Source organism: Acinetobacter sp. V2, assembly GCF_001188385.1.
In the GTDB taxonomy this organism is placed as follows: Bacteria; Pseudomonadota; Gammaproteobacteria; order Pseudomonadales; family Moraxellaceae; genus Acinetobacter; species Acinetobacter oleivorans.
In genome coordinates this window covers 1,463,204-1,482,843 of sequence record NZ_JZFB01000001.1, presented here as the reverse complement: position 1 = coordinate 1,482,843, position 19,640 = coordinate 1,463,204, and the positions used below count along the sequence as shown (strand labels likewise).

The window sequence follows — 19,640 nt, the reverse complement described above, 5'->3', positions numbered from 1 at the left end:
GTGAGGAAGGGACAATTATGATTGAAATCCTTCAACAATATTGGCAGGCATACCTTTGGACCGATGGCCTACAAATGACCGGTGTCGCGATGACTGCTTGGTTATTGGTGCTTTCTATTGGTATTGGCTTTGTGCTTGCTGTGCCTTTATCACTTGCACGAGTATCAGAAAATCTTTGGTTGCGTAGTCCAGTTTGGTTATTTACCTACGTTTTTCGTGGCACACCACTGTACATCCAATTGCTGATTATTTATTCAGGTATTTACAGTTTTGATTACGTCCATGAACATCAGACGCTCGATGCATTTTTTCGAGAGGGCATAAATTGCACCATTTTGGCATTCGCGCTCAATACTGGTGCATATACAACTGAAATCTTCGCTGGAGCGATTCGCTCTATTCCACATGGAGAGATTGAAGCTGCTCAAGCTTTTGGAATGTCAAAATGGAAACTCTACACACGTATTATCATTCCGTCGATGTTACGCCGTGCTTTACCGTTTTACGGTAACGAAGTCATTTTGATGTTGCACGCGACAACCATTGCATTTACAGCAACTGTTCCAGATATTTTAAAAATTGCGCGTGATGTAAATGCGGCAACCTATGACACCTTCAATGCTTTTGGGATTGCCGCGGTGTTATATGCGATGTTGGCATTTATTTTGATTTGGATATTTCGTAAGTTGGAAAAACGTTGGTTGGCATTTTTAAAGCCATCGAATCATTAGGAGATATAAATGGAACACGTTGCAAAACTAGTGATTCGTGATTTACACAAAACATTTGGCGATCATGAAGTACTAAAAGGGATATCACTTGATGCAAATGCTGGCGATGTGATTAGTATTATTGGTTCATCCGGTTCAGGTAAAAGTACCTTGCTGCGTTGTATCAACTTTTTAGAACAACCGAGCAATGGCACCATTAAACTCAATGGTGAAAAATTACGGACAGTCTTTGATAAAAAAGGCAATTTAAAAGTGGTTGATCCAAAGCAACTACAAAAAATGCGTACTCAACTGATGATGGTGTTCCAGCACTTTAATTTATGGTCTCACATGACAGTGCTTGAAAATGTCATTGAAGGGCCAATTCATGTGCTTGGGGTAAAACGTGCTGAAGCAGAAGAGTGTGCACGGAAATATCTACGTAAAGTTGGATTGCCTGAAAGCGTTGAGAGTAAATATCCGGCATTTTTATCTGGTGGTCAGCAGCAACGTGTAGCAATTGCTCGTGCTTTGGCAATGGAACCGGAAGTGATGCTATTTGATGAACCCACCAGTGCGCTTGATCCGGAGTTGGTAGGTGAAGTACTCAAGGTCATGCAGAGTTTGGCTGAAGAAGGTCGTACCATGATTGTGGTGACACATGAAATGGGCTTTGCACGTCATGTGTCTAATCAAGTGATTTTCTTGCATCAAGGGAAAATTGAGGAACAGGGTCATCCTGATGAAGTACTCAACAATCCGAAAAGTGAGCGTTTAAAGCAATTTTTGACGGGCAGTTTGAAATAAGTTGTTCCTACCGAGTAAGGTGAAATTTTTATAAAAGAATTTTCATCTTACTCGGTGACTTTTTTAATTATATTTTATAGATGGGTATTTTTAGAAAACACATTAATAATGATAATACCTGCAATCATTAAAGTAAGACCAATACAGGCCGCCAAATCTAAATGCTGTTTGTAAAATATCCAGCCAATTGCAGAAATTAAAATAATACCCGCGCCCGACCAAATGGCGTATGCAATTCCGATCGGAATCGTTTTTAATGTCAGGGACAGTAAATAAAAAGCAATTGCATAGCCCACAACTGTAATAATGGATGGAATAGGAACAGTAAAACCTTGAGATGCTTTTAAAGCTGAAGTTGCAATGACTTCACAAGCAATCGCAATTGCTAAATAAAGATAAGACATGGGGAGCTACGCCAGAATGAGTTTTAATCAATCTACATGAAATGTTGAAATGGTTTGGCAGTTTTAACGATTGTTTAATTTTTTTGGTACAAAATTACCAGTAAATCAAACTGAACTGATAAATTGATTTTATCACTAGCAAAGTGTTCTCAGCTATTTATTCATTTATTTAATCATTGATCTGCATAGTCATAAAAAGAGGATCAGTAACTTTAGCCTGATCCTCGATAGTCTTTTTAAGAAATAGATTCGCCGAGTAAATTTAACCCTTTAAATTTCTCTAGTAGTTGCTCTTTATTTTCAATATATGCATGGTCTGTTTTTATGCAATCGATAGGGCAAACCGCCTTACACGTAGGCGCATCATAAAAGCCTACGCACTCTGTACAACGAAGTGGATCAATCTCATAAACTTTGCTCCCTTCAAAAATAGCGATGTTGGGGCATTCGGGTAAGCACATATCACAATTGATGCAGTCACTCGTAATCAAAAGTGCCATGTTTAACTCGCTGAATAAGCCAAGGTAGATGCGGTAATACTTTCTTTCGCATGCGGCAAATTGCGTACGAGTAGGGCATAACTGATGTCAACATCTTGTGAGAGTGGAATTTCAACAAAATGCCCCGAACCTTTAGCATCTGTAACTGGGTTACCTTTTAAATCACGCATTTCGGTTAAGGTAAAGGTGATGTTGCCTTGAGGCGTCATGAGTTCAAGTGAGTCACCAACTACAAAACGGTTTTTAACTTCAATGCGAATATAATCGCCGTGGCGTTCTAAAACCTCTCCACAAAATTGTTGATAGTCAAAATGTGATGAACCATCAGCATAGTTTTGATATTCACTATGGACATGACGTCTTAAAAAACCTTCGGTATAACCGCGATTTGCCAACCCTTCGAGCTGAGTCATTAAGCTTGGGTCAAATGGTTTGCCTGCTAAAGCATCATCAATGGCTTTTCGATAAATTTGAGCAGTACGGGCACAATAAAAATAGGATTTAGTACGGCCTTCAATTTTCAGTGAGGCAATGCCCATTTTGGTTAAACGATCTACATGCTGTACCGCACGTAAATCTTTAGAGTTCATAAAATAGGTGCCGTGTTCATCTTCTTCGGCAGCAAACATTTCTTCATCATTACGTTGTACAAGCAAAGTTTGAGATGAAGTTGTCTCTGATTGTGCTGATGAACAGCAAGACTTCTCTGACGTGTTGAGCTGAGTAACTGGAATCACGTCGCCGTTTGCATCTTCTTGGGCTTCATGCAACTTATAGTCCCAACGACAAGCATTGGTACAAGCACCTTGGTTGGCATCACGTTTGTTCATATATCCAGAAAGTAAACAGCGACCTGAGTAGGCCATACATAGTGCGCCATGTACAAAAACTTCGAGTTCAATGTCTGGTACGTGTTGCTGGATTTCTTCGATTTCTTCTAATGACAACTCGCGCGATAAAATCACACGGCTTAAACCGTAATCTTTCCAAAATTTAACAGTGGCCCAGTTAATGGCATTGGCTTGAACAGATAAATGAATTTGCATATCTGGGAAATGTTCACGTACCATCATAATTAAACCTGGGTCAGACATAATGAGCGCATCTGGCTGCATTGCTACAATCGGCTCAAGATCACGAATAAAGTTCTTTAATTTGCTGTTATGAGGCTGAATATTCACCACAACATAAAACTTTTTACCCAAAGCATGCGCTTCATCAATTCCAATTTTTAAGTTGTCATGATCAAAAGCATTATTACGGACACGTAAACTGTAACGTGGTTGGCCTGCATATACGGCATCTGCTCCATAGGCAAATGCATAGCGCATGTTTTTTAGTGAACCTGCGGGAGAGAGGAGTTCAGTTTTCATAAAATAAAAGGCATAAAAAATATATGGTTTTATTTTATTAACTCTATATTTTGGATTCAACCTACTGAATTAGTAGGGATTTGGTCTATATCTCTTTGTGCGGGTAGCATATTTTTTGCTAGTTCTCCTAAGCGCATCAAAGCATTTAGCATTTTAGGATTTAATTCGAAACACGCAGCTATACGTAAACAATGACTAAAACGTTTATCAGCCGAACATAAAATTCCCGGCATACATAAGATTTTTTCATCCATTGCTTGATGAAACAGTTCTAATGCATCAATAGATTCGGGTAGTTCTAACCATAAAATAAATCCTGCTTGCGGTCGACTGACTCGAGTACCGAGTGGAAAATAACGACAAATATAAGATTTTATGGTGTCAATTTGTTGTTGATAGCGTTTTTTAAGATGCCTTAAGTGCAGGTCATAACCTCCATTCTCTAAGAAAAGCCCTAAAGTTTCTGTAAGTAAAGCTGGCTCGGCAACAGTGGTTGTTAATTTGATTTGCTGCACAATATTACGAAAGCGTCCTGCTTCTAACCAACCAATTCGATAGTCGGGCGCTACGGTTTTCGTATAGCTACCACATACGAGTACCCATCCATTTTGGTCAAACGCCTTAATGTTGGGCAAAAGGGGCTCGGTGAGTTGCAGTTCGGCATACATCGCATCTTCAATGACAGGAACTTGAAACTGATTGGCAAGCTCTGCTAAGCGACGGCGGTTGCTTTCAGGCATGCTAAAACCGAGAGGATTGTGTCCTGTTGGAATAGTTAATATGGCTTGTACACTCTTAGATTTTAAGAGTTCTTCAAGAGCATCAAGGCACATACCTGTATGCGGCGAAGTCGGCACTTCTACAATTTTTCGACCTAAATTATGAAGCAGTGGGTACAGGTTATGAAAAGTAGGGATCTCAAGAGCAATGCTGTCACCTGCTTGGGTGGTTGCCATAATCGCGAGACTTAAAGCTTCCATGGTGCCATGAGTGAGTACAATATCATCTGCTGAAAGAAACATACCAAGCTGTAAACTTCGCCTCGCAATTTGAGTACGTAAACGTATAGAGCCGGGGGGTAAAGTGTAGTTTTTAAAAATGTCTGGCTGTGTCCGTAAAACTTGAGCAGTTAAGCGTTTTAAGCGTTCAATTGGATAGAAGTTTTCACCTGTAGGGCAAGCCAGAGCCAAATTGACATAGTCGGGGTCCATCTGCTTTTTAACAATTTGTGCAAGAAAACAGCTAATTCCTGAAAGAGATACTTTTTCTTCACTGACATAACGTTCTTCGAGTTCTAGTAAGTTTGAAGGTGCATGACAAACATAGTAACCAGACTGTGGACGAACTGAAATTAAACCTTGATCTTCAAGCTGGCGATAAGCTTCTTTTACGGTGTTAATGCTGACCTGATAATGATTTGCGCAGTCGCGAATTGATGGTAAGCGTGAACCAATAGGCTGCCTGCCATTCTGAATTTGAAAGGTTAGGTCATCACTCACTTTTTTATATTTGTACATGTCAATTCATTAAAAAGCCAAAGCAATGGATACACTTTATCGTGATCTTTTATCTAACTCAAATATTGTGATTACTTTGGATTGGTTCATTTAACACAAATCTAAACTTAAAAACTGTGTCTATTATTTTTCATATTAACTGATACTGTGACCATTAAAAATAAATCAGTAAGATCAAAAAATGGTAAGGACTTAAAAGCCATATTTTTTTAATTTTAAAATCAGTAGGAGTGGTCTATGTCTGTTGTTGCATTTAAACAAGTTGATGTTTTTACTTCACAAGCATTTAAAGGGAATCCTGTCGCAGTCATTATGGACGCCAGTACCTTAACATCTGAACAGATGCAGGAAATTGCGAATTGGACGAATCTTTCTGAAACGACATTTGTGCTCCCTGCGACCGATTCTCAAGCTGATTATCAGGTTCGAATTTTTACTCCGCAAAGTGAGTTGCCATTTGCAGGACATCCTACAATTGGTACTGCCTATGCTTTGCTTGAAGCAGGCCTCGTGACAGCCAAAGACGGTAAGCTGGTACAGCAATGTGCTGCGGGTTTGGTAACGCTTACCGTGAGTGACTCAGGGCATATTTCATTTGAACTCCCTAAGCCTAAAATTACACCATTAGATGCAATGCACACTGAGAAATTAGCAGAAATTTTAAAATGTGAAATTAATACTCAATGGAATGCCACATTGGTTGATGTAGGCGCTCGTTGGATTGTATTACAAGCGGTGAATGCCGAAGCTGTTTTAGCAACCCAACCAGACTTTGCTGCTCTAAAACAACATGATTTAGAAATGAAAGTTACGGGCGCGACAGTTTTTGGTTTTTATGAAAATAATGATGAGCAAAAACACATAGAAGTTCGCTCATTTGGACCTGCTTGTGGAATAAATGAAGATCCAGTTTGTGGCAGTGGTAATGGAAGTGTGGCGTCTTTCATTCGTCACTATGGTATTTTACCAGCACAAAATGACACAGTTCTTTCTTCACAGGGGCAAGCTTTAGGCCGTAACGGACAGCTTCAACTTGAATTGCATCAGGATAAAATTTTAGTGGGTGGAACGGCTGTTACCTGTATTGATGGCACAATCAAGTTATAAAACAGATATAAAAAAACCGAGGACTTTGCCTCGGTTTTTTTATTAGAAAAATCTTATTTTTCTACGAACGCACGTTCAATTACGTAGTCGCCCATTTCACCCATACGAGGTGATTCAACTAAACCGTGTTGGTCAAGTAACGCAGCAACGTCTTTTAAGAATGCAGGGCTACCGCAAAGCATTGCGCGGTCAGTTTCACGGTTAAAACGTGGTAAACCGATTTTTTCAAATAAAGCACCAGTTTCAATTGCAGTTGTTACACGGCCTTGAGTGTGGAAAGGTTCACGAGTTACTGTAGGATAGTAAACAAGTTTGTCTTTAATACCTAACTCTTCAAAGAATTCATTTTTTGGAAGTTCATCCAAAATTAAGTCTTGGTAAGCTAATTCAGAAATATAGCGTGTACCATGAACAACAATTACTTTTTCAAAACGTTCGTAAGTTTCTGGGTCACGAATAATTGATAAGAATGGTGCAAGGCCAGTACCAGAAGATAAAAGGTACAAGTTTTTACCCGGTAAAAGGTCATCATGAACCAAAGTACCTGTCGGTTTTTTAGAAATTAAGATTTCATCGCCAACTTGTACTTTTTGCAAAATTGAAGTTAAAGGACCATCTTGTACTTTAATTGAGAAAAATTCTAACTCTTCTTCGTAGTTTGCACTTGCAATCGAATACGCACGCATTAACGGTTTGCCATTCACTTCTAGTCCGATCATTACGAACTGACCATTTTTAAAACGTAAGCTAGTATCGCGTGTAGTTTTAAAACTGAAAAGTGTGTCATTCCAGTGGTGAACATGAGTAATGCGTTCGACGTTAAAAGCAGCCATTAAAGGTCTCGATCACGATTAAAAGAAAACAGATAGCTATTCTAATCTAATTTCATTCCCGATAAACTGAATATATTTAATTGTGTTTATAAGAAAAAGTGATGAACAATTCTGTCACCTTCTCCATAATTGGCCACATGTGTTCCCCATATCGTGAAAAATTTGGCATTCCACGCCAGCCTAATTTGGTAAATATTGAGTCTTATATCGATATGGTAGAACCTTATAATGACTTATTGGCATTTGAGGGAATTGAGCAGTTCAGTCATCTCTGGCTAGTTTGGCAGTTTCATGACAATAAAAATCAGGGGAGTGTCGATAAATTCCGTCCACAGGTTCGTCCACCACGTTTAGGCGGTAACGAGAAAATTGGGGTGTTTGCTACACGTAGCATGTATCGACCATCTCCAATCGGACTTTCAGTTGTAAAACTTAATAAAGTGGAAAAAGTCGGTAAGTCTGTTCGAGTCTATATCACAGGAAGTGATTTATTAAATGGCACTCCAATTTTAGATATCAAACCTTATATTCAATATTCTGATGCAATTATTGATGCAGAAAGTGGTTATGCACATGCAGAACCTGAACGGAAGTCAGTCGTTTGGTCAGAAGCTGCGTTAACAGCGCAAAAATATTTTCTGCAAAATAATGAAATGAATTCACAGTACATTGATGAGCTTGAGCAAGTTTTAGCTTTAGATCCTCGGCCTGCCTATCAAGAAGATGCTGAACGAATCTATAAAATGAAATTTTCAGACTTTGATATTCATTTTAAAGTCGATCAATTTGTAGTTACTGTGCTTGATGTGGTGAAGACTTCTTAGCTTGCACAGTAGAAATCTTTAAAACCAATGGATGTTGAGCCAAAGTAAACTAATAAATATAGCCATATGAATGAGTTGGGCGGGAACAAAAGCAAGGGCATAGCGTAGCCCACCCGAAATTGCAGAGTTCACACTTTTGGCAAGCGCATGAACTGCAAAGCCTCCTAAAAATGCAATTAATAAAGGTGTCATATGGGTACTATCAGGTTCACCTTGCACAATGACTGCCGCAATAGCTGCATGTATTTCAAATAAAGATGCGAGTAGAGTACCTGCGATTAACCCAGCATCGCCTAAAGAGATACTTAAGCCATAAACACCTGCCTGAATGAGGGTGAGTGTGCCTGCAATAATAATGGCTTCTTTTAAGCTGAACATTCTTGAGTCGAGTTCGGGCGAAGTTGTACTGGGCTCTGCTTTACGCAATAAAATGAAAGCCCAGATTGCTAAAACTGCTAATGCAATAAGTGTAGGAAATATAATCAGCTTAAACCAAGCAAAGCTAATTCCAATCACAATAATTAAAGTTTGAATGAGTGTTGAAACACACGACATTAATGCAGCGCCTGCATTTGTAGTTGCATTGGCCCTGCCAGAGCGCACTTCTAAACCTAAACTGGCAATGGTCGCTGTACTGGAAACAAATCCCGAAGCTAAAGAAGAGAGTAATAAAGCGTTTTTAGAGGAGAGTAACCGTTTCGCAATATGGGCGAGTGCTTGTACAAATAAGATCAAAGTGAGTAATTTTAAAATCACATGCGGATTTAAAACTGGACCCCAAAAGGGTTTATTGGGTACTAAAGGCAGTGCTATTAAAAGTAAGGCAAGTAGAAAAATACCATCACGCAATTCCGATTCGGTAATCCACTGACTGGCAATGCCATGCATAGACTGCTTTGCCAATAAAATAATGGTCATGATCACAGCTAGGCCAGCGGCCAATGAGATATTCCAAATACAAAGTGCCCCAATAAAGTAAGTCATAATAAAGGCAAGTTCGGTGGTCACACCGGGGTCCTTGGGCTGATTTTTGAGAGATACAATACTAATTGCCCCAATGAGAAGGGCACCTACAATTCCAATTTCAGTGCCGAAAAAAAAACAAATGGCGCCTAATAGTGAACTAATTGCAAAAGAACGAAATCCGGCAAAAGTTTTGTATTCATGTTTAAGCTTACTTCGTTCACGTTCTAAACCAATTAATAAGCCACAACCGAGCGCCGCAGCAATGACGGTAATGAATTCTTCAAATGAAGTTGTTTGTAATGACATTGTCATTGGAAGCTCCATGTTACTTCCTCTTTGGTTTATTGTTATAAGTAGATTTGAATCGTTTTAAAAATCATATATTCACGTTCAGTTTATGCTTTTTATTATAGTGAGCATAGTATCTTTTTTAGACAAAGCCACAGAGACAGTTTTTTTATAAATATGAACTATGACGCAAAATAATATTAAGTTGAGAATTGGTTTAATTATTTGAAGTTAAAGAATATTTAAAAGTAGGGTTTAGCAAATTTGTGGTGAGCTAAATCAAAAATATCTCTGCTATATTATAAAAATATATTGGGGATAACGCATGAATGCACATGTACAAATAGATACGTATTGGTGTCTAGAACAATTATTACAAGAAGGCCGTATTACAGAACGAGATAAATTACTGGTACAGTCAAGCCACCGTCAAAAAGACCAATTAAAGTGGCATCCATTACAGTGGATTGCACATTTTAATTTAAAAGATCACCAGCACACACACGCTCATTTAAGTTTAAACCGTTTGTGTTTATGGTTTGCAGATCGGGTTCAACTTCCTTTATTTGTGATAGATCCTTTAAAGGCAGATGTTAGTGCCTTAACGCAGGTAATGTCACAAGAGTTTGCTATTCGCAATCATATTTTAGCTGTTGAAATTCATGCTGATCGAATCGTGATTGGAACAGATCAACCATTTCAAACAGATTGGCTAAACAATTTAGAGCGGAGTCTAGCGCCTAAAAAAATTGAAAGAGTATTACTTAATCCTGAACAGTTGCAACGCTATTTACGTGAATATTATCAGGTCAGTCGTGCGGTCAACTCCGCTCAAAAAGATGCAGCTCATGAACGTGACACTAAAAATGTTGAAGCGCTTTTACAGCTTGGCGATAGTCAGAACCCAGATGCGAATGATCAGCATATTGTGAAATTGGTTGACTGGATTTTACAATTTGCATTCGAGCAGAGTGCCAGTGATATTCACATGGAACCGCGTAAAGACAATGGTAAAGTCCGGTTTCGTATTGATGGTGTGTTGCACACTATTTATAACATGCCATCAAATACACTAACCGCCGTGATTTCCCGAATTAAAATTTTAGGGCGTTTAAATGTAGCGGAAAAACGTAAACCGCAAGATGGTCGATTAAAAACACGTACACCTAAAGGTCAAGAAACTGAACTCCGTTTATCAACCTTACCAACAGCGTTTGGTGAGAAACTGGTCATGCGTATTTTTGATCCAGATGTGTTGGTACGTTCTTTTCATCAGCTTGGTTTTGAAGAGAGTTTATTACAACAGTGGCAGCAATTAACAAAAAATAGCCATGGGATTATTTTAGTCACGGGGCCAACAGGTTCCGGTAAAACCACAACGTTATATTCTTCTTTAAAGCAGCTCGCAACAGATCAGGTTAATGTCTGTACCATTGAAGACCCGATTGAAATGTTAGAGCCTAGTTTTAACCAAATGCAGGTCAATAATGCAATTGAGTTAGGCTTTGCAGACGGTGTTCGTGCACTTATGCGACAAGACCCAGACATTATTATGATTGGGGAAATTCGTGATCAAGATACAGCGAATATGGCCATTCAGGCGGCACTCACAGGTCACTTGGTGTTATCAACTTTACACACCAATGATGCGCCGTCCAGTTTGACTCGCTTGCATGATTTAGGTGTGCAGCCATTTTTAACGGCAGCAACTATTTTAGGTGTATTGGCACAGCGTTTAGTGCGACAGCTTTGTCCGCACTGCAAGCAACAAACTCATATTAATGAGGATGAATGGCAACATTTAACATTCGACTACATTATGGAAATGCCAGAAAAAGTTTATCAGGCAGTAGGGTGTGAACAATGTCGTCATACAGGCTATAAAGGGCGAGTTGGTATTTATGAATTTATGCCAGTCAGTCTTGAGCTTAAGCATCTTATTAGTAGCCATATGACCTTAAATGATTTAAGAACGCAAACTAAAAAAGAAGGTATAGAACCCTTAAGAATTGCGGGCGCTCGTAAGGTCATTGATGGTCTTACAACATTAGAAGAGGTATTGCGGGTTGTGCCATTAAATTAACTTTTTCTTAAGATTCACCTCATCTATGCCTGTTGTACTTACGCTATTCGAAGATGTGGTTAAAAAGGTGATCTTATGAAAATGCTTAAAGCGATACTAATGACTACGGGTCTAACTGTTACTGGCGTAGCTATGGCAAATACACCTGTGAATCAGGCAGCAATTGCTCCAGCAACGCTAACAACTGTTAAGCATGCATTAACGGCAAAAGATAATACACCAGTCAAATTACATGGGCAGGTTGTAAAATCTTTAGGCGATGAAAAATATCAATTTCGTGACAAGACAGGTAGCATTACAGTGGATGTAGATGATGAGCTTTGGCAGGGTCGTCCTATTTCAGCAAATACAAATGTCACTCTAATTGGTGAAGTAGACATCGACTATAAACCTTTAAAACGTGTAGAAATTGAGGTCGATCAAGTTCAGTTTTAATTCATTGATCTCTGAATCTACTACTTTTAGCCGCATTCAAATGATGCGGCTTTGCTTTTTTTATAAAGGCTTGGCAAGATTAAAACAGCATATAACAGGAAAAATAGATGAGAATTTTGCTTGCAGAAGATGATCGCTCTCAAGCTGAAAGTATTCAATCATGGTTAGAGTTAGATGGTTATCAGGTCGATTGGGTGGAAAGAGGTGATTATGCGCTTACGGCAATCGAACAGCATGACTATGACTGTATTTTACTTGATCGGGGACTGCCGCAATTAGCGGGTGAAAAAGTTCTAACAACGATCCGTTATAAACAAAAAAATGTTCCTGTTATTTTTATTACCGCACGTGACAGTATTCATGATCGCGTAGAAGGACTAGATTTAGGCGCAAATGATTATTTGGTTAAGCCTTTTAGTTTAGAAGAACTCTCTGCCCGAATTCGCGCTCAATTGCGTAAACAAACTTTAAGTCAGCAATCGATTTTAACGTGGGGTGATTTGCAACTTGATACACAAGCGAAAGTTGTATTAAGCGCTGGAAAATCTATTGATTTAACGGCAAAAGAATTCCAAATATTGCGTAAGCTGATGGTTCATCCTGAACATATTATTACCCGTGATCAATTAGAAGAAGCACTCTATGCATGGGGTGAGGAAATTGAAAGTAACGCCATCGAAGTATTTATTTATCAGCTTCGAAAAAAAATCGGAAGTAGCTGCATTAAAACCATACGGGGACTAGGTTACCGTATGGGAGATTTAAAATGAAATCGAATCGCTCCTCTTTGCAGTCACAACTGGTTAAAACCACCATGTGGAGTAGTGTGGTGGTGGGCTTGGTGGCTTTAAGCTTACTTACCATATTTTCTGTTTATCACAACATGTCAGTGCAAGACGAAATCATGGATGAAATTTCAGATACTTTGCTGGTTTCTGACCTGTCTAAACATTCTATGAAACAGTTTGATCAGCTCAGTGATGAATTTGATATTCAGTATGAGTTATTAAGCTCTGGACAATTACTTACTCATTCTCATAGTTATCAACATGAACTTTTTGAACAAGGAAAGTTATCTGAAGGTTTTTCATATTTTTGGTTTGATGGTCAATTATGGCGTAGTCTGGCTGCACAACAAGAAGACTCTCAACTAGAAGTTGAAGTCTTTCAGCCAATGAGTACACGTATTGAAGAAGTACTCAAAGCACTTGCAGGCTATAGCGGTCTTATGGTGTTGTTCTGGTTGCTGCAATGGGTCATTGTAAGTTGGCGTACGGAGCAACAATTGGCTGCGCTAAATTTACTTTCTAGACGTATTGCCCAAAAAACAGCTTCAAATTTAGAACCAATTCAAGACCCAGATGTTATTACCGAAATTCAACCTGTGATTGATGCTTTAAACCAATTACTTGCAAGATTGCAAAGGGCATTAGTGGCTGAGCAGCGTTTTACAGCAGATGCTTCCCATGAGCTACGTTCTCCGTTGTCTGCCATACAAATGCGTCTTCAAGTTTTACAGCGTAAATATCAACATGTTCCAGAACTTCATCAGGACTTTGAGCGCATACAAGAGGACGTTTCAAGAAGTACAAAAGTACTTGAAAACTTACTCCTTCTGGCTCGCCTAGAACCCAATGAAACAGAGCAGCCACAACTTCCTAAAACAGTTATCGATTTAAATTACTTATTGGCTAGAGTCATTGAAACTGTAACTTTAGATGCGAATGCTAAACAGATGGTGATAGAGACAAATACCTTATCGACAGAAACTAAAACCTTTGCGAATGAAGAATTACTGTTTATTGCTTTTAGAAATTTATTTGATAATGCCATTCGTTATAGTCCAAATTTAGGTTCTATTCATGTCGAGATTAGTCAGGATGAACAGCAAATTAAGGTCGCTATAGAAGATACAGGAAATGGTGTAGATGATGAGGTATTGCAACGTTTAGGGCAGCGTTTTTTTCGAGTATTAGGTACTCAGCAGCAAGGTTCAGGGTTGGGAATTTCAATTACTCGAAAAATTATTGAATTGCACAATGGTGAATTGCGTTTTATGCATGCTAAACAGGGTGGTTTGAGGGTAGAGGTTAATCTTCCATTATAAAAAATAGCATGGTTACCCATGCTATCCATTTTTTGTTTTCCCACGAATATTATTGAAACGCGAGTGTATTTTTTATTTAGTTAAAATTAGACGATTGTTGCGAGTGAGGCGTAAACGATATTCCTCGCCAGCATGCATAATGCGGATTTCACGGCCTAATGCAAAGAGGTTGTTAGAATGTAACATTGGTAAGGCATGAGCTGTTTCATTGTTACGAGTAAATAAGCTAAAAGGTGCGTTCATTTGTTGTGCTCCGTGGTATGTTCTTGAACGATTTAAATGATAATCATTATCGAATAGATCTGTCAATGAGATTTTTAAGATTTTATAAAATGATAAAATTTGCTTACACTTGAGAAAAGTTTTAGAGAGTAAAAAAATGCCCAAACCAATCGTCGATGTCGCTATAGCAATCTTGATCCATCGTGGAAAAATACTAGTTGGATGGCGCGAAGAGCAGCAGCATCAAGGTGGAAAGCATGAGTTTCCAGGGGGGAAGGTTGAGCAAGGTGAAACACCCGAAGAAGCCTGTCGCCGTGAAATCTATGAAGAAGTGGGTATTGGTTTAAAAGATTGGCATCAATTTGATTATATTCATCATGAATATGACGACATTATTGTCAATTTACACTTATTTCATAGTTATGTGCCTGATGAACTATTAAATCTTATTCATCAACCATGGGCATGGTACACACGTGAACAATTACTTCACTTAAACTTTCCAAAAGCGAATAAAGACATCATAAAAAGATTGTATTGGCCGCATTTTATTAAAATTAGTCCTACGCTGGCACCAGTCGAAAATAATGACACTTTAGTGTATTGGCGTAGTGAAAAAGATAGTTTTGATCAGGCAGATCTAGAAAAATTAGCTCTTTTAGATACCAATCAGCTTTCAAAATTAATCGTGAATGTCGATGTTTGGCACAAGCTAAAACCTGAGTTAAAAACTCATATAAAAACAGTACATCTTAAGCAATCCCAATTAATGAGTTTGCATAAAGGCGACTTGGAAGTGGGAGTACGTTTTATTGCTGCTTGCCACGATGCAGTTTCTTTACAGCATGCTCAGCAAATTGGCTGTGATGCTGTTTTTGTAAGTCCTGTCAAAGTAACAGAGACCCATCCAGATGCGAGCGTATTAGGGTGGGATCGTTTAACTGACTTGATTGAGAAATGCCAGATTCCCGTATTCGCTTTGGGAGGCATGAGTCCTGATGATTTAGCCACAGCACAGCAGCATGGCGCATATGGCTTGGCGGGGATTCGTAATTTTTAATAAAACATAAAAGCATTAAAAGCTAGAGCGCTTTTAATGCTTGTTGTGCTTCTTGAACAGTTTTTTGATTATTACGTTGTTGCCCAGCTTTTAAAATGGTTAGCCAAAGCTGTTTTTTCATTGCTGGGCTCTGAGCAAAGCTTAAACCACGTCGTGCTAAAGACTCAGCATTAGAATATTGCTGTTTATGATTTGCAGTAAGTGCAAGAAATAAATAAGTCTCAGCTGCTTGCGGTGCTAAACGCTGTGCCTGAAGTGCATAGCGTTCAGCTTCTGACCATTGCTGGTTTTTATAAGCCTGCTGTGTTTTTTGCATTAAGACTTTAAATGCAGGTAACTGGCTGCCATCATCACTAAAATGTTGAGGCTTTTTCTGTTGAGGAACGATCACCTGTAAATTTTTGCGTTGAATTTCCGGATGATCATAAGGTGTAATTTTTACACCCGATGGAGTTTCCGTCTTTTTGACTGGAGGAGTAGGTGTTTTCTCTTTGGAGTCAGAATGATCAGGCAAAGTTGTACAGCCGACCATAAGAACAGCACCAATATAAAAAACACCTTTCTTCAACATATCCTAATTTCCTGTTTACGCTTAGTTGTTATAACTACCACTTGAAATTACACGTGAGTTATTTGACAGATCTTGTTGCATCTGACTTTCACTTTCACGAATATAACTGTCGGTATTATCATCCTGAGAGTCAGGCGTTGTGTTATCACTTTGTGGCGTATATGTTGGATCAACTTGATAATAAGGTGCTCCACATGGCGTAGCACGGTGCGGAACCGTATGCGTTAGCATCGGAATATACATAGCACCATCACAAGCCTGCGCAGATAAATCACCCGTTGCACGATCAATCCACTGCCATTGTACAGTGTCTGGTTGACGTATATTCACAGGAGTTTGGCGTAACTGTTTCATCACGTTAGTCCATACTGGCAATGCACCAGATGAACCAGTTAAACCAGTTACTTTGTTGTCATCTAAACCTAACCATACTACAGCGACATGGTTACCCGAATAACCAGCAAACCATGAGTCACGTGTATCGTTAGTCGTACCTGATTTACCCGCCAATTTTAAAGCTGGAGATAAGCTACTATAGGCTGAACGACCAGTACCCGAAGACATGACCTGTTGTAAACCATAATTCATGATATAGCCAACAGCTGGATCAATCGTTTGTTGAACATTCAGGCCATAACGGTCAAGTAAACGGCCATTGGCATCTACCACAGATCGAATTGCACGAGTTGGATATTTAAAGCCGCCTGTAGCGAAGTTCTCATAGATTCCGAGTACTTCCATTGGTGACATATTGACTGCCCCAAGGAAAATAGAAGGGTAGGCAGGAATCGTTGATTCAACACCAAACTTTCTTAGATTATTGGTAAATGTTGATAAACCAAACTCTTGACCCAAACGTACAGCAGAAAGGTTGTATGAGTTTGCTAATGCTTCGCTCAGACTTACTACACCATGTCCACCACCACTATAGTTTTTAGGTGTCCAGCTTTTACCGCCGTCTACAGGAACACTAATCGGAGCATCTTCAATTTGGCTTGCCCAGTTATAACGTCCAGACTCAATCGCACTTAAATAAATTACAGGTTTCAATAAAGAACCGACTTGACGTTTTGCATCTAAAGCACGGTTAAAACCAGTAAAGTCTTGTGTAGAGCCAACTGCTGCAACAAGCTCACCATTTTCAGGATGCGCAATCAGTACAGCACCTTGGAGGTTTTTCAAACGTGCTGGGTTGCTGTTGGCTAAGCGGTCTACTGAAGCTTTAAACGCGTTTTGAACTTGAGTTTGAGTAATTGGGTCTAAGGTCGTAAAAATACGTAAGCCCTGATTGGTTAAATCACTTTCTTGATATTCTGTACGCAATTGACGACGCACAATATCTAAAAAGTCTGGGAATTTTGCAGGCCCTAAACTTGGTTTACTTAATACATTTAAAGGACGTGCAATTTCATCTTCATATTCGGCTTGAGTTAAATAACCCATCACACGCATGTTGTTTAATACGGTATCGCGGCGTTTTTTTGCACCTTCAGGGTTTTTCCAAGGATTATATAAAGAAGGGCCTTGTACCAAACCTACTAGATAAGCTTGTTGTGCAACGCTAAGTTCACGTAATGGTAAACCGAAATAAAATTGTGAAGCCAAACCATAGCCATTAATTGAGTAGCTACCGTTTTGGCCAAGATTCACTTCATTTAAATAGGCTTCTAAAATTTCATCTTTGCTGTAATGCAGCTCGATGAGCAAAGCCATTAAGGCCTCATTAACTTTACGTTTTAATGTACGCTCAGGTGTGAGATAGAAGTTTTTAACTAATTGTTGAGTCAGGGTTGAACCACCTTGACGCTTTCCACCCGTGATATTACTCACCAGTGCACGAGCCGTACCGCGAATTGAAATACCATGATGATGATAAAAATTGCGGTCTTCTGTAGAAATTAAAGCTTCAATGAGTGGTTTAGGGACATTATTCAGTTTAATAAGTACACGGTCTTCATTGTGTTGAGGATAAATTCCTCCAATGAGTAACGGTTCTAAGCGTGCAACGCCAGTTGAAGAGGGTTTAGTACTTCGAACTTCAACAACTTGATCATTTGCAAAACTTAACTCTAAGACTTGTTCAGGTTCAACACTGTCGCCGTAGTCAAAACCACGTGTGTGAATATACATGTTGCTGCCTTGAGCAACATAACTTCCCGATTTGTCATAATTACTTGAAGTTTTGTAACCCAGTAGCTTCAATTCTTGAGTGAAATTTGCTTGGGAAATAGGTGCGTTGTTATAAATTTCCAGAGGTCGTGCAAACACTTTGGCAGGAATATCCCACCGTTGTCCTTCAAATTTTTCACGGATAATATTATCTAAACGAATCAGATAGATACTAAGAGCAATAAAAGCACCAATGACCAAAATGGAAAAGATTAGTGCAAAGAAACCGATACCACGTTCAAACTTCATAAAAATGAGATAAAACCCTAACAATGCCTGTAATGATGCGATAGCTTGTCATCAATTTGCAATGATAAAACTGTGAATAATTGGAAAACTTAGATTGAATTTTACAGCATCTTGTAGTTATGTTTTTTTAAATTAATCAGGTTAATGTTATTATAGGCAAGTATCGCAGCGGAGCTTACTCATTCGTGCAAATTTCACATAAGTCCTTCAGAAACGTCGGGTTAATCGGTCGACCAGATAAATCATCAGTTGTAGAAACACTATGTTTAATTCATGATCATTTATTGAACCTAGGTTTAAACCCCATTTTTGATCAGGAAACTGCTGAATTAGTGCCTTATGATCATGCACAGGTAGTAAGCCGTCATTTATTAGGTGAAGTTGCTGATTTAGTTATTGTAGTTGGCGGGGACGGTTCTTTACTCCACGCGGCAAGAGCTTTAGTTCGTTACAATACCCCTGTTATTGGTATCAACCGTGGGCGATTAGGTTTTTTAACCGATATCAAACCGTCAGAAGCGATTTTTAAACTTGACCAAGTGCTTCAAGGGCATTTTCAACTTGATCGCCGTTTCTTACTTGAAATGGAAGTGCGAACAAATGGCGAAGTCATTTATGATGCCATTGCTTTAAATGATGTCGTTTTGCATTCGGGTAAGTCGGTCCACATGATTGACTTTGAACTTAACATTGATGGCCAATATGTTTATCGCCAGCATAGTGATGGTTTAATTGTTTCGACTCCAACTGGATCAACAGCTTATGCGTTGTCAGGTGGTGGACCAATTTTACATCCAAGTATGGATGCGATTGCATTAGTTCCAATGCATCCGCATACATTGTCATCACGTCCTATCGTAGTCGGTGGACAAAGCGAAATTAAGATTGTTATTCGCGAAAATCGGGTGTTACCGATGGTGAGTGCAGATGGTCAACATAGCATATCGCTCAATGTTGGAGATAGTTTACACATCCGCAAACATCCATTTAAACTAAGTTTATTGCATCCACCAGGTTATGATTTTTATATGGCCTGCCGTACCAAACTTGGTTGGAACCAAGATTTTGAATCTTTCCAAAGAGATGAATCATGAATATTGAACAAATGCTATCTATTTTAAACCCTGAGATTGTAGAGCGTTTAAAAACAGCAGTAGAAATTGGTAAATGGCCAAATGGCGTTGTTTTAACAAAAGAGCAGCGTGAAACTTGTATGCAAGCTGTAATTGCTTGGGAGTTAAAGAACTTACCAGAAGAGCAGCGTAGTGGTTATATTGACCGCGGTACAAAAGAAGAAGGTGAGGTTTGTGAAGATGATCACCACAAACATGAGCCAGAATTTAAACCAATTCGTTTTGTTTAAAACCGCATTTTAGAATAAAAGAATAAATCGTATTAGCATTTGCTATCGCGTC

General features: G+C 39.0%; 20 protein-coding genes. 11 read left to right on the top strand and 9 right to left on the bottom strand.

The window, feature by feature from the left end:
- Positions 1-17 precede the first annotated feature (17 nt).
- Together UC75_RS06810 and UC75_RS06805 are read left to right on the top strand one after the other, a co-directional pair.
- Positions 18-731 (top strand): ABC transporter permease, encoded by a 714-nt coding sequence (locus tag UC75_RS06810; protein WP_049837355.1) that lies wholly within the window; start codon positions 18-20, stop codon positions 729-731.
- A 9-nt stretch (positions 732-740) separates the two neighbouring features.
- The gene (locus UC75_RS06805; protein ID WP_005307066.1) at positions 741-1,517 is read left to right on the top strand and encodes an ABC transporter ATP-binding protein; all 777 of its coding nucleotides are present in this window, start codon (positions 741-743) and stop codon (positions 1,515-1,517) included.
- Positions 1,518-1,591: 74 nt separating this feature from the next.
- Here UC75_RS06805 and abeS read toward each other — a convergent pair whose 3' ends face one another.
- The 4 genes from abeS to UC75_RS06785 form a co-directional block, all read right to left on the bottom strand.
- The gene (gene abeS, locus UC75_RS06800; RefSeq protein ID WP_003650669.1) at positions 1,592-1,921 is read right to left on the bottom strand and encodes a multidrug efflux SMR transporter AbeS; all 330 of its coding nucleotides are present in this window, start codon (positions 1,919-1,921) and stop codon (positions 1,592-1,594) included.
- A 236-nt stretch (positions 1,922-2,157) separates the two neighbouring features.
- Complete coding sequence (locus UC75_RS06795; protein WP_049837108.1) at positions 2,158-2,421, bottom strand: YfhL family 4Fe-4S dicluster ferredoxin; 264 nt, start codon at positions 2,419-2,421, stop codon at positions 2,158-2,160.
- A 2-nt stretch (positions 2,422-2,423) separates the two neighbouring features.
- Positions 2,424-3,794: a tRNA 5-hydroxyuridine modification protein YegQ gene (gene yegQ, locus UC75_RS06790; protein ID WP_049837354.1), complete on the bottom strand. Its 1,371-nt coding sequence runs from the start codon at positions 3,792-3,794 to the stop codon at positions 2,424-2,426.
- 56 nt (positions 3,795-3,850) lie between these two features.
- Positions 3,851-5,317 (bottom strand): PLP-dependent aminotransferase family protein, encoded by a 1,467-nt coding sequence (locus UC75_RS06785; protein WP_128825145.1) that lies wholly within the window; start codon positions 5,315-5,317, stop codon positions 3,851-3,853.
- 231 nt (positions 5,318-5,548) lie between these two features.
- On the opposite strand from UC75_RS06785, the gene UC75_RS06780 reads away from it, so the two are divergent.
- Positions 5,549-6,418 carry a PhzF family phenazine biosynthesis protein gene (locus UC75_RS06780; RefSeq protein ID WP_049837106.1) on the top strand — a complete coding sequence of 290 codons (870 nt, stop codon included), beginning with the start codon at positions 5,549-5,551 and terminating at the stop codon, positions 6,416-6,418.
- A 53-nt stretch (positions 6,419-6,471) separates the two neighbouring features.
- On the opposite strand, the gene UC75_RS06775 is transcribed toward UC75_RS06780, so the two are convergent.
- Entirely contained in the window at positions 6,472-7,251 is a 780-nt protein-coding gene (locus UC75_RS06775) for a ferredoxin--NADP reductase (RefSeq protein WP_005307052.1), read from the bottom strand.
- 101 nt (positions 7,252-7,352) lie between these two features.
- Here UC75_RS06775 and tsaA point away from each other — a divergent pair, with 101 nt between their 5' ends.
- Entirely contained in the window at positions 7,353-8,075 is a 723-nt protein-coding gene (gene tsaA, locus UC75_RS06770) for a tRNA (N6-threonylcarbamoyladenosine(37)-N6)-methyltransferase TrmO (protein WP_128825144.1), read from the top strand.
- Positions 8,076-8,093: 18 nt separating this feature from the next.
- On the opposite strand, the gene UC75_RS06765 is transcribed toward tsaA, so the two are convergent.
- Positions 8,094-9,365, bottom strand: coding sequence for an MgtC/SapB family protein (locus UC75_RS06765; protein WP_049837104.1), 1,272 nt, complete (start codon positions 9,363-9,365; stop codon positions 8,094-8,096).
- Between the two features lie 289 nt (positions 9,366-9,654).
- On the opposite strand from UC75_RS06765, the gene UC75_RS06760 reads away from it, so the two are divergent.
- The 4 genes from UC75_RS06760 to UC75_RS06745 all read left to right on the top strand — a co-directional run bounded on the left by UC75_RS06760 (position 9,655) and on the right by UC75_RS06745 (position 13,954).
- Positions 9,655-11,412, top strand: coding sequence for a GspE/PulE family protein (locus UC75_RS06760; protein ID WP_049837103.1), 1,758 nt, complete (start codon positions 9,655-9,657; stop codon positions 11,410-11,412).
- Positions 11,413-11,487: 75 nt separating this feature from the next.
- A complete protein-coding gene (locus UC75_RS06755) occupies positions 11,488-11,847 on the top strand; it encodes a NirD/YgiW/YdeI family stress tolerance protein (protein WP_005307042.1) in 360 nt (119 codons plus the stop codon).
- A gap of 107 nt (positions 11,848-11,954) precedes the next feature.
- On the top strand, positions 11,955-12,617 hold the full coding sequence (locus tag UC75_RS06750; protein WP_005307039.1) for a response regulator transcription factor: 663 nt from the start codon (positions 11,955-11,957) through the stop codon (positions 12,615-12,617).
- On the top strand, positions 12,614-13,954 hold the full coding sequence (locus UC75_RS06745; protein ID WP_049837102.1) for an ATP-binding protein: 1,341 nt from the start codon (positions 12,614-12,616) through the stop codon (positions 13,952-13,954). Before UC75_RS06750 ends, UC75_RS06745 begins: the two co-directional genes overlap by 4 nt.
- Before the next feature lie 72 nt (positions 13,955-14,026).
- On the opposite strand, the gene hemP is transcribed toward UC75_RS06745, so the two are convergent.
- Positions 14,027-14,197 carry a hemin uptake protein HemP gene (gene hemP, locus UC75_RS06740; RefSeq protein WP_004643472.1) on the bottom strand — a complete coding sequence of 57 codons (171 nt, stop codon included), beginning with the start codon at positions 14,195-14,197 and terminating at the stop codon, positions 14,027-14,029.
- Between the two features lie 136 nt (positions 14,198-14,333).
- On the opposite strand from hemP, the gene UC75_RS06735 reads away from it, so the two are divergent.
- On the top strand, positions 14,334-15,236 hold the full coding sequence (locus UC75_RS06735; RefSeq protein ID WP_049837101.1) for an NUDIX domain-containing protein: 903 nt from the start codon (positions 14,334-14,336) through the stop codon (positions 15,234-15,236).
- Positions 15,237-15,258: 22 nt separating this feature from the next.
- Here the strand turns inward: UC75_RS06735 and UC75_RS06730 are convergent, their stop codons facing one another.
- Together UC75_RS06730 and mrcB are read right to left on the bottom strand one after the other, a co-directional pair.
- Positions 15,259-15,807: a hypothetical protein gene (locus UC75_RS06730; RefSeq protein ID WP_049837100.1), complete on the bottom strand. Its 549-nt coding sequence runs from the start codon at positions 15,805-15,807 to the stop codon at positions 15,259-15,261.
- Between the two features lie 21 nt (positions 15,808-15,828).
- The gene (mrcB, locus tag UC75_RS06725; protein WP_005307032.1) at positions 15,829-18,225 is read right to left on the bottom strand and encodes a penicillin-binding protein 1B; all 2,397 of its coding nucleotides are present in this window, start codon (positions 18,223-18,225) and stop codon (positions 15,829-15,831) included.
- A 185-nt stretch (positions 18,226-18,410) separates the two neighbouring features.
- Here mrcB and UC75_RS06720 point away from each other — a divergent pair, with 185 nt between their 5' ends.
- A complete protein-coding gene (locus UC75_RS06720) occupies positions 18,411-19,319 on the top strand; it encodes an NAD(+) kinase (protein WP_004791221.1) in 909 nt (302 codons plus the stop codon).
- A complete protein-coding gene (locus tag UC75_RS06715) occupies positions 19,316-19,588 on the top strand; it encodes a YeaC family protein (RefSeq protein WP_004791223.1) in 273 nt (90 codons plus the stop codon). The genes UC75_RS06720 and UC75_RS06715 overlap by 4 nt, the downstream gene beginning before the upstream one ends.
- Positions 19,589-19,640 lie beyond the last annotated feature (52 nt).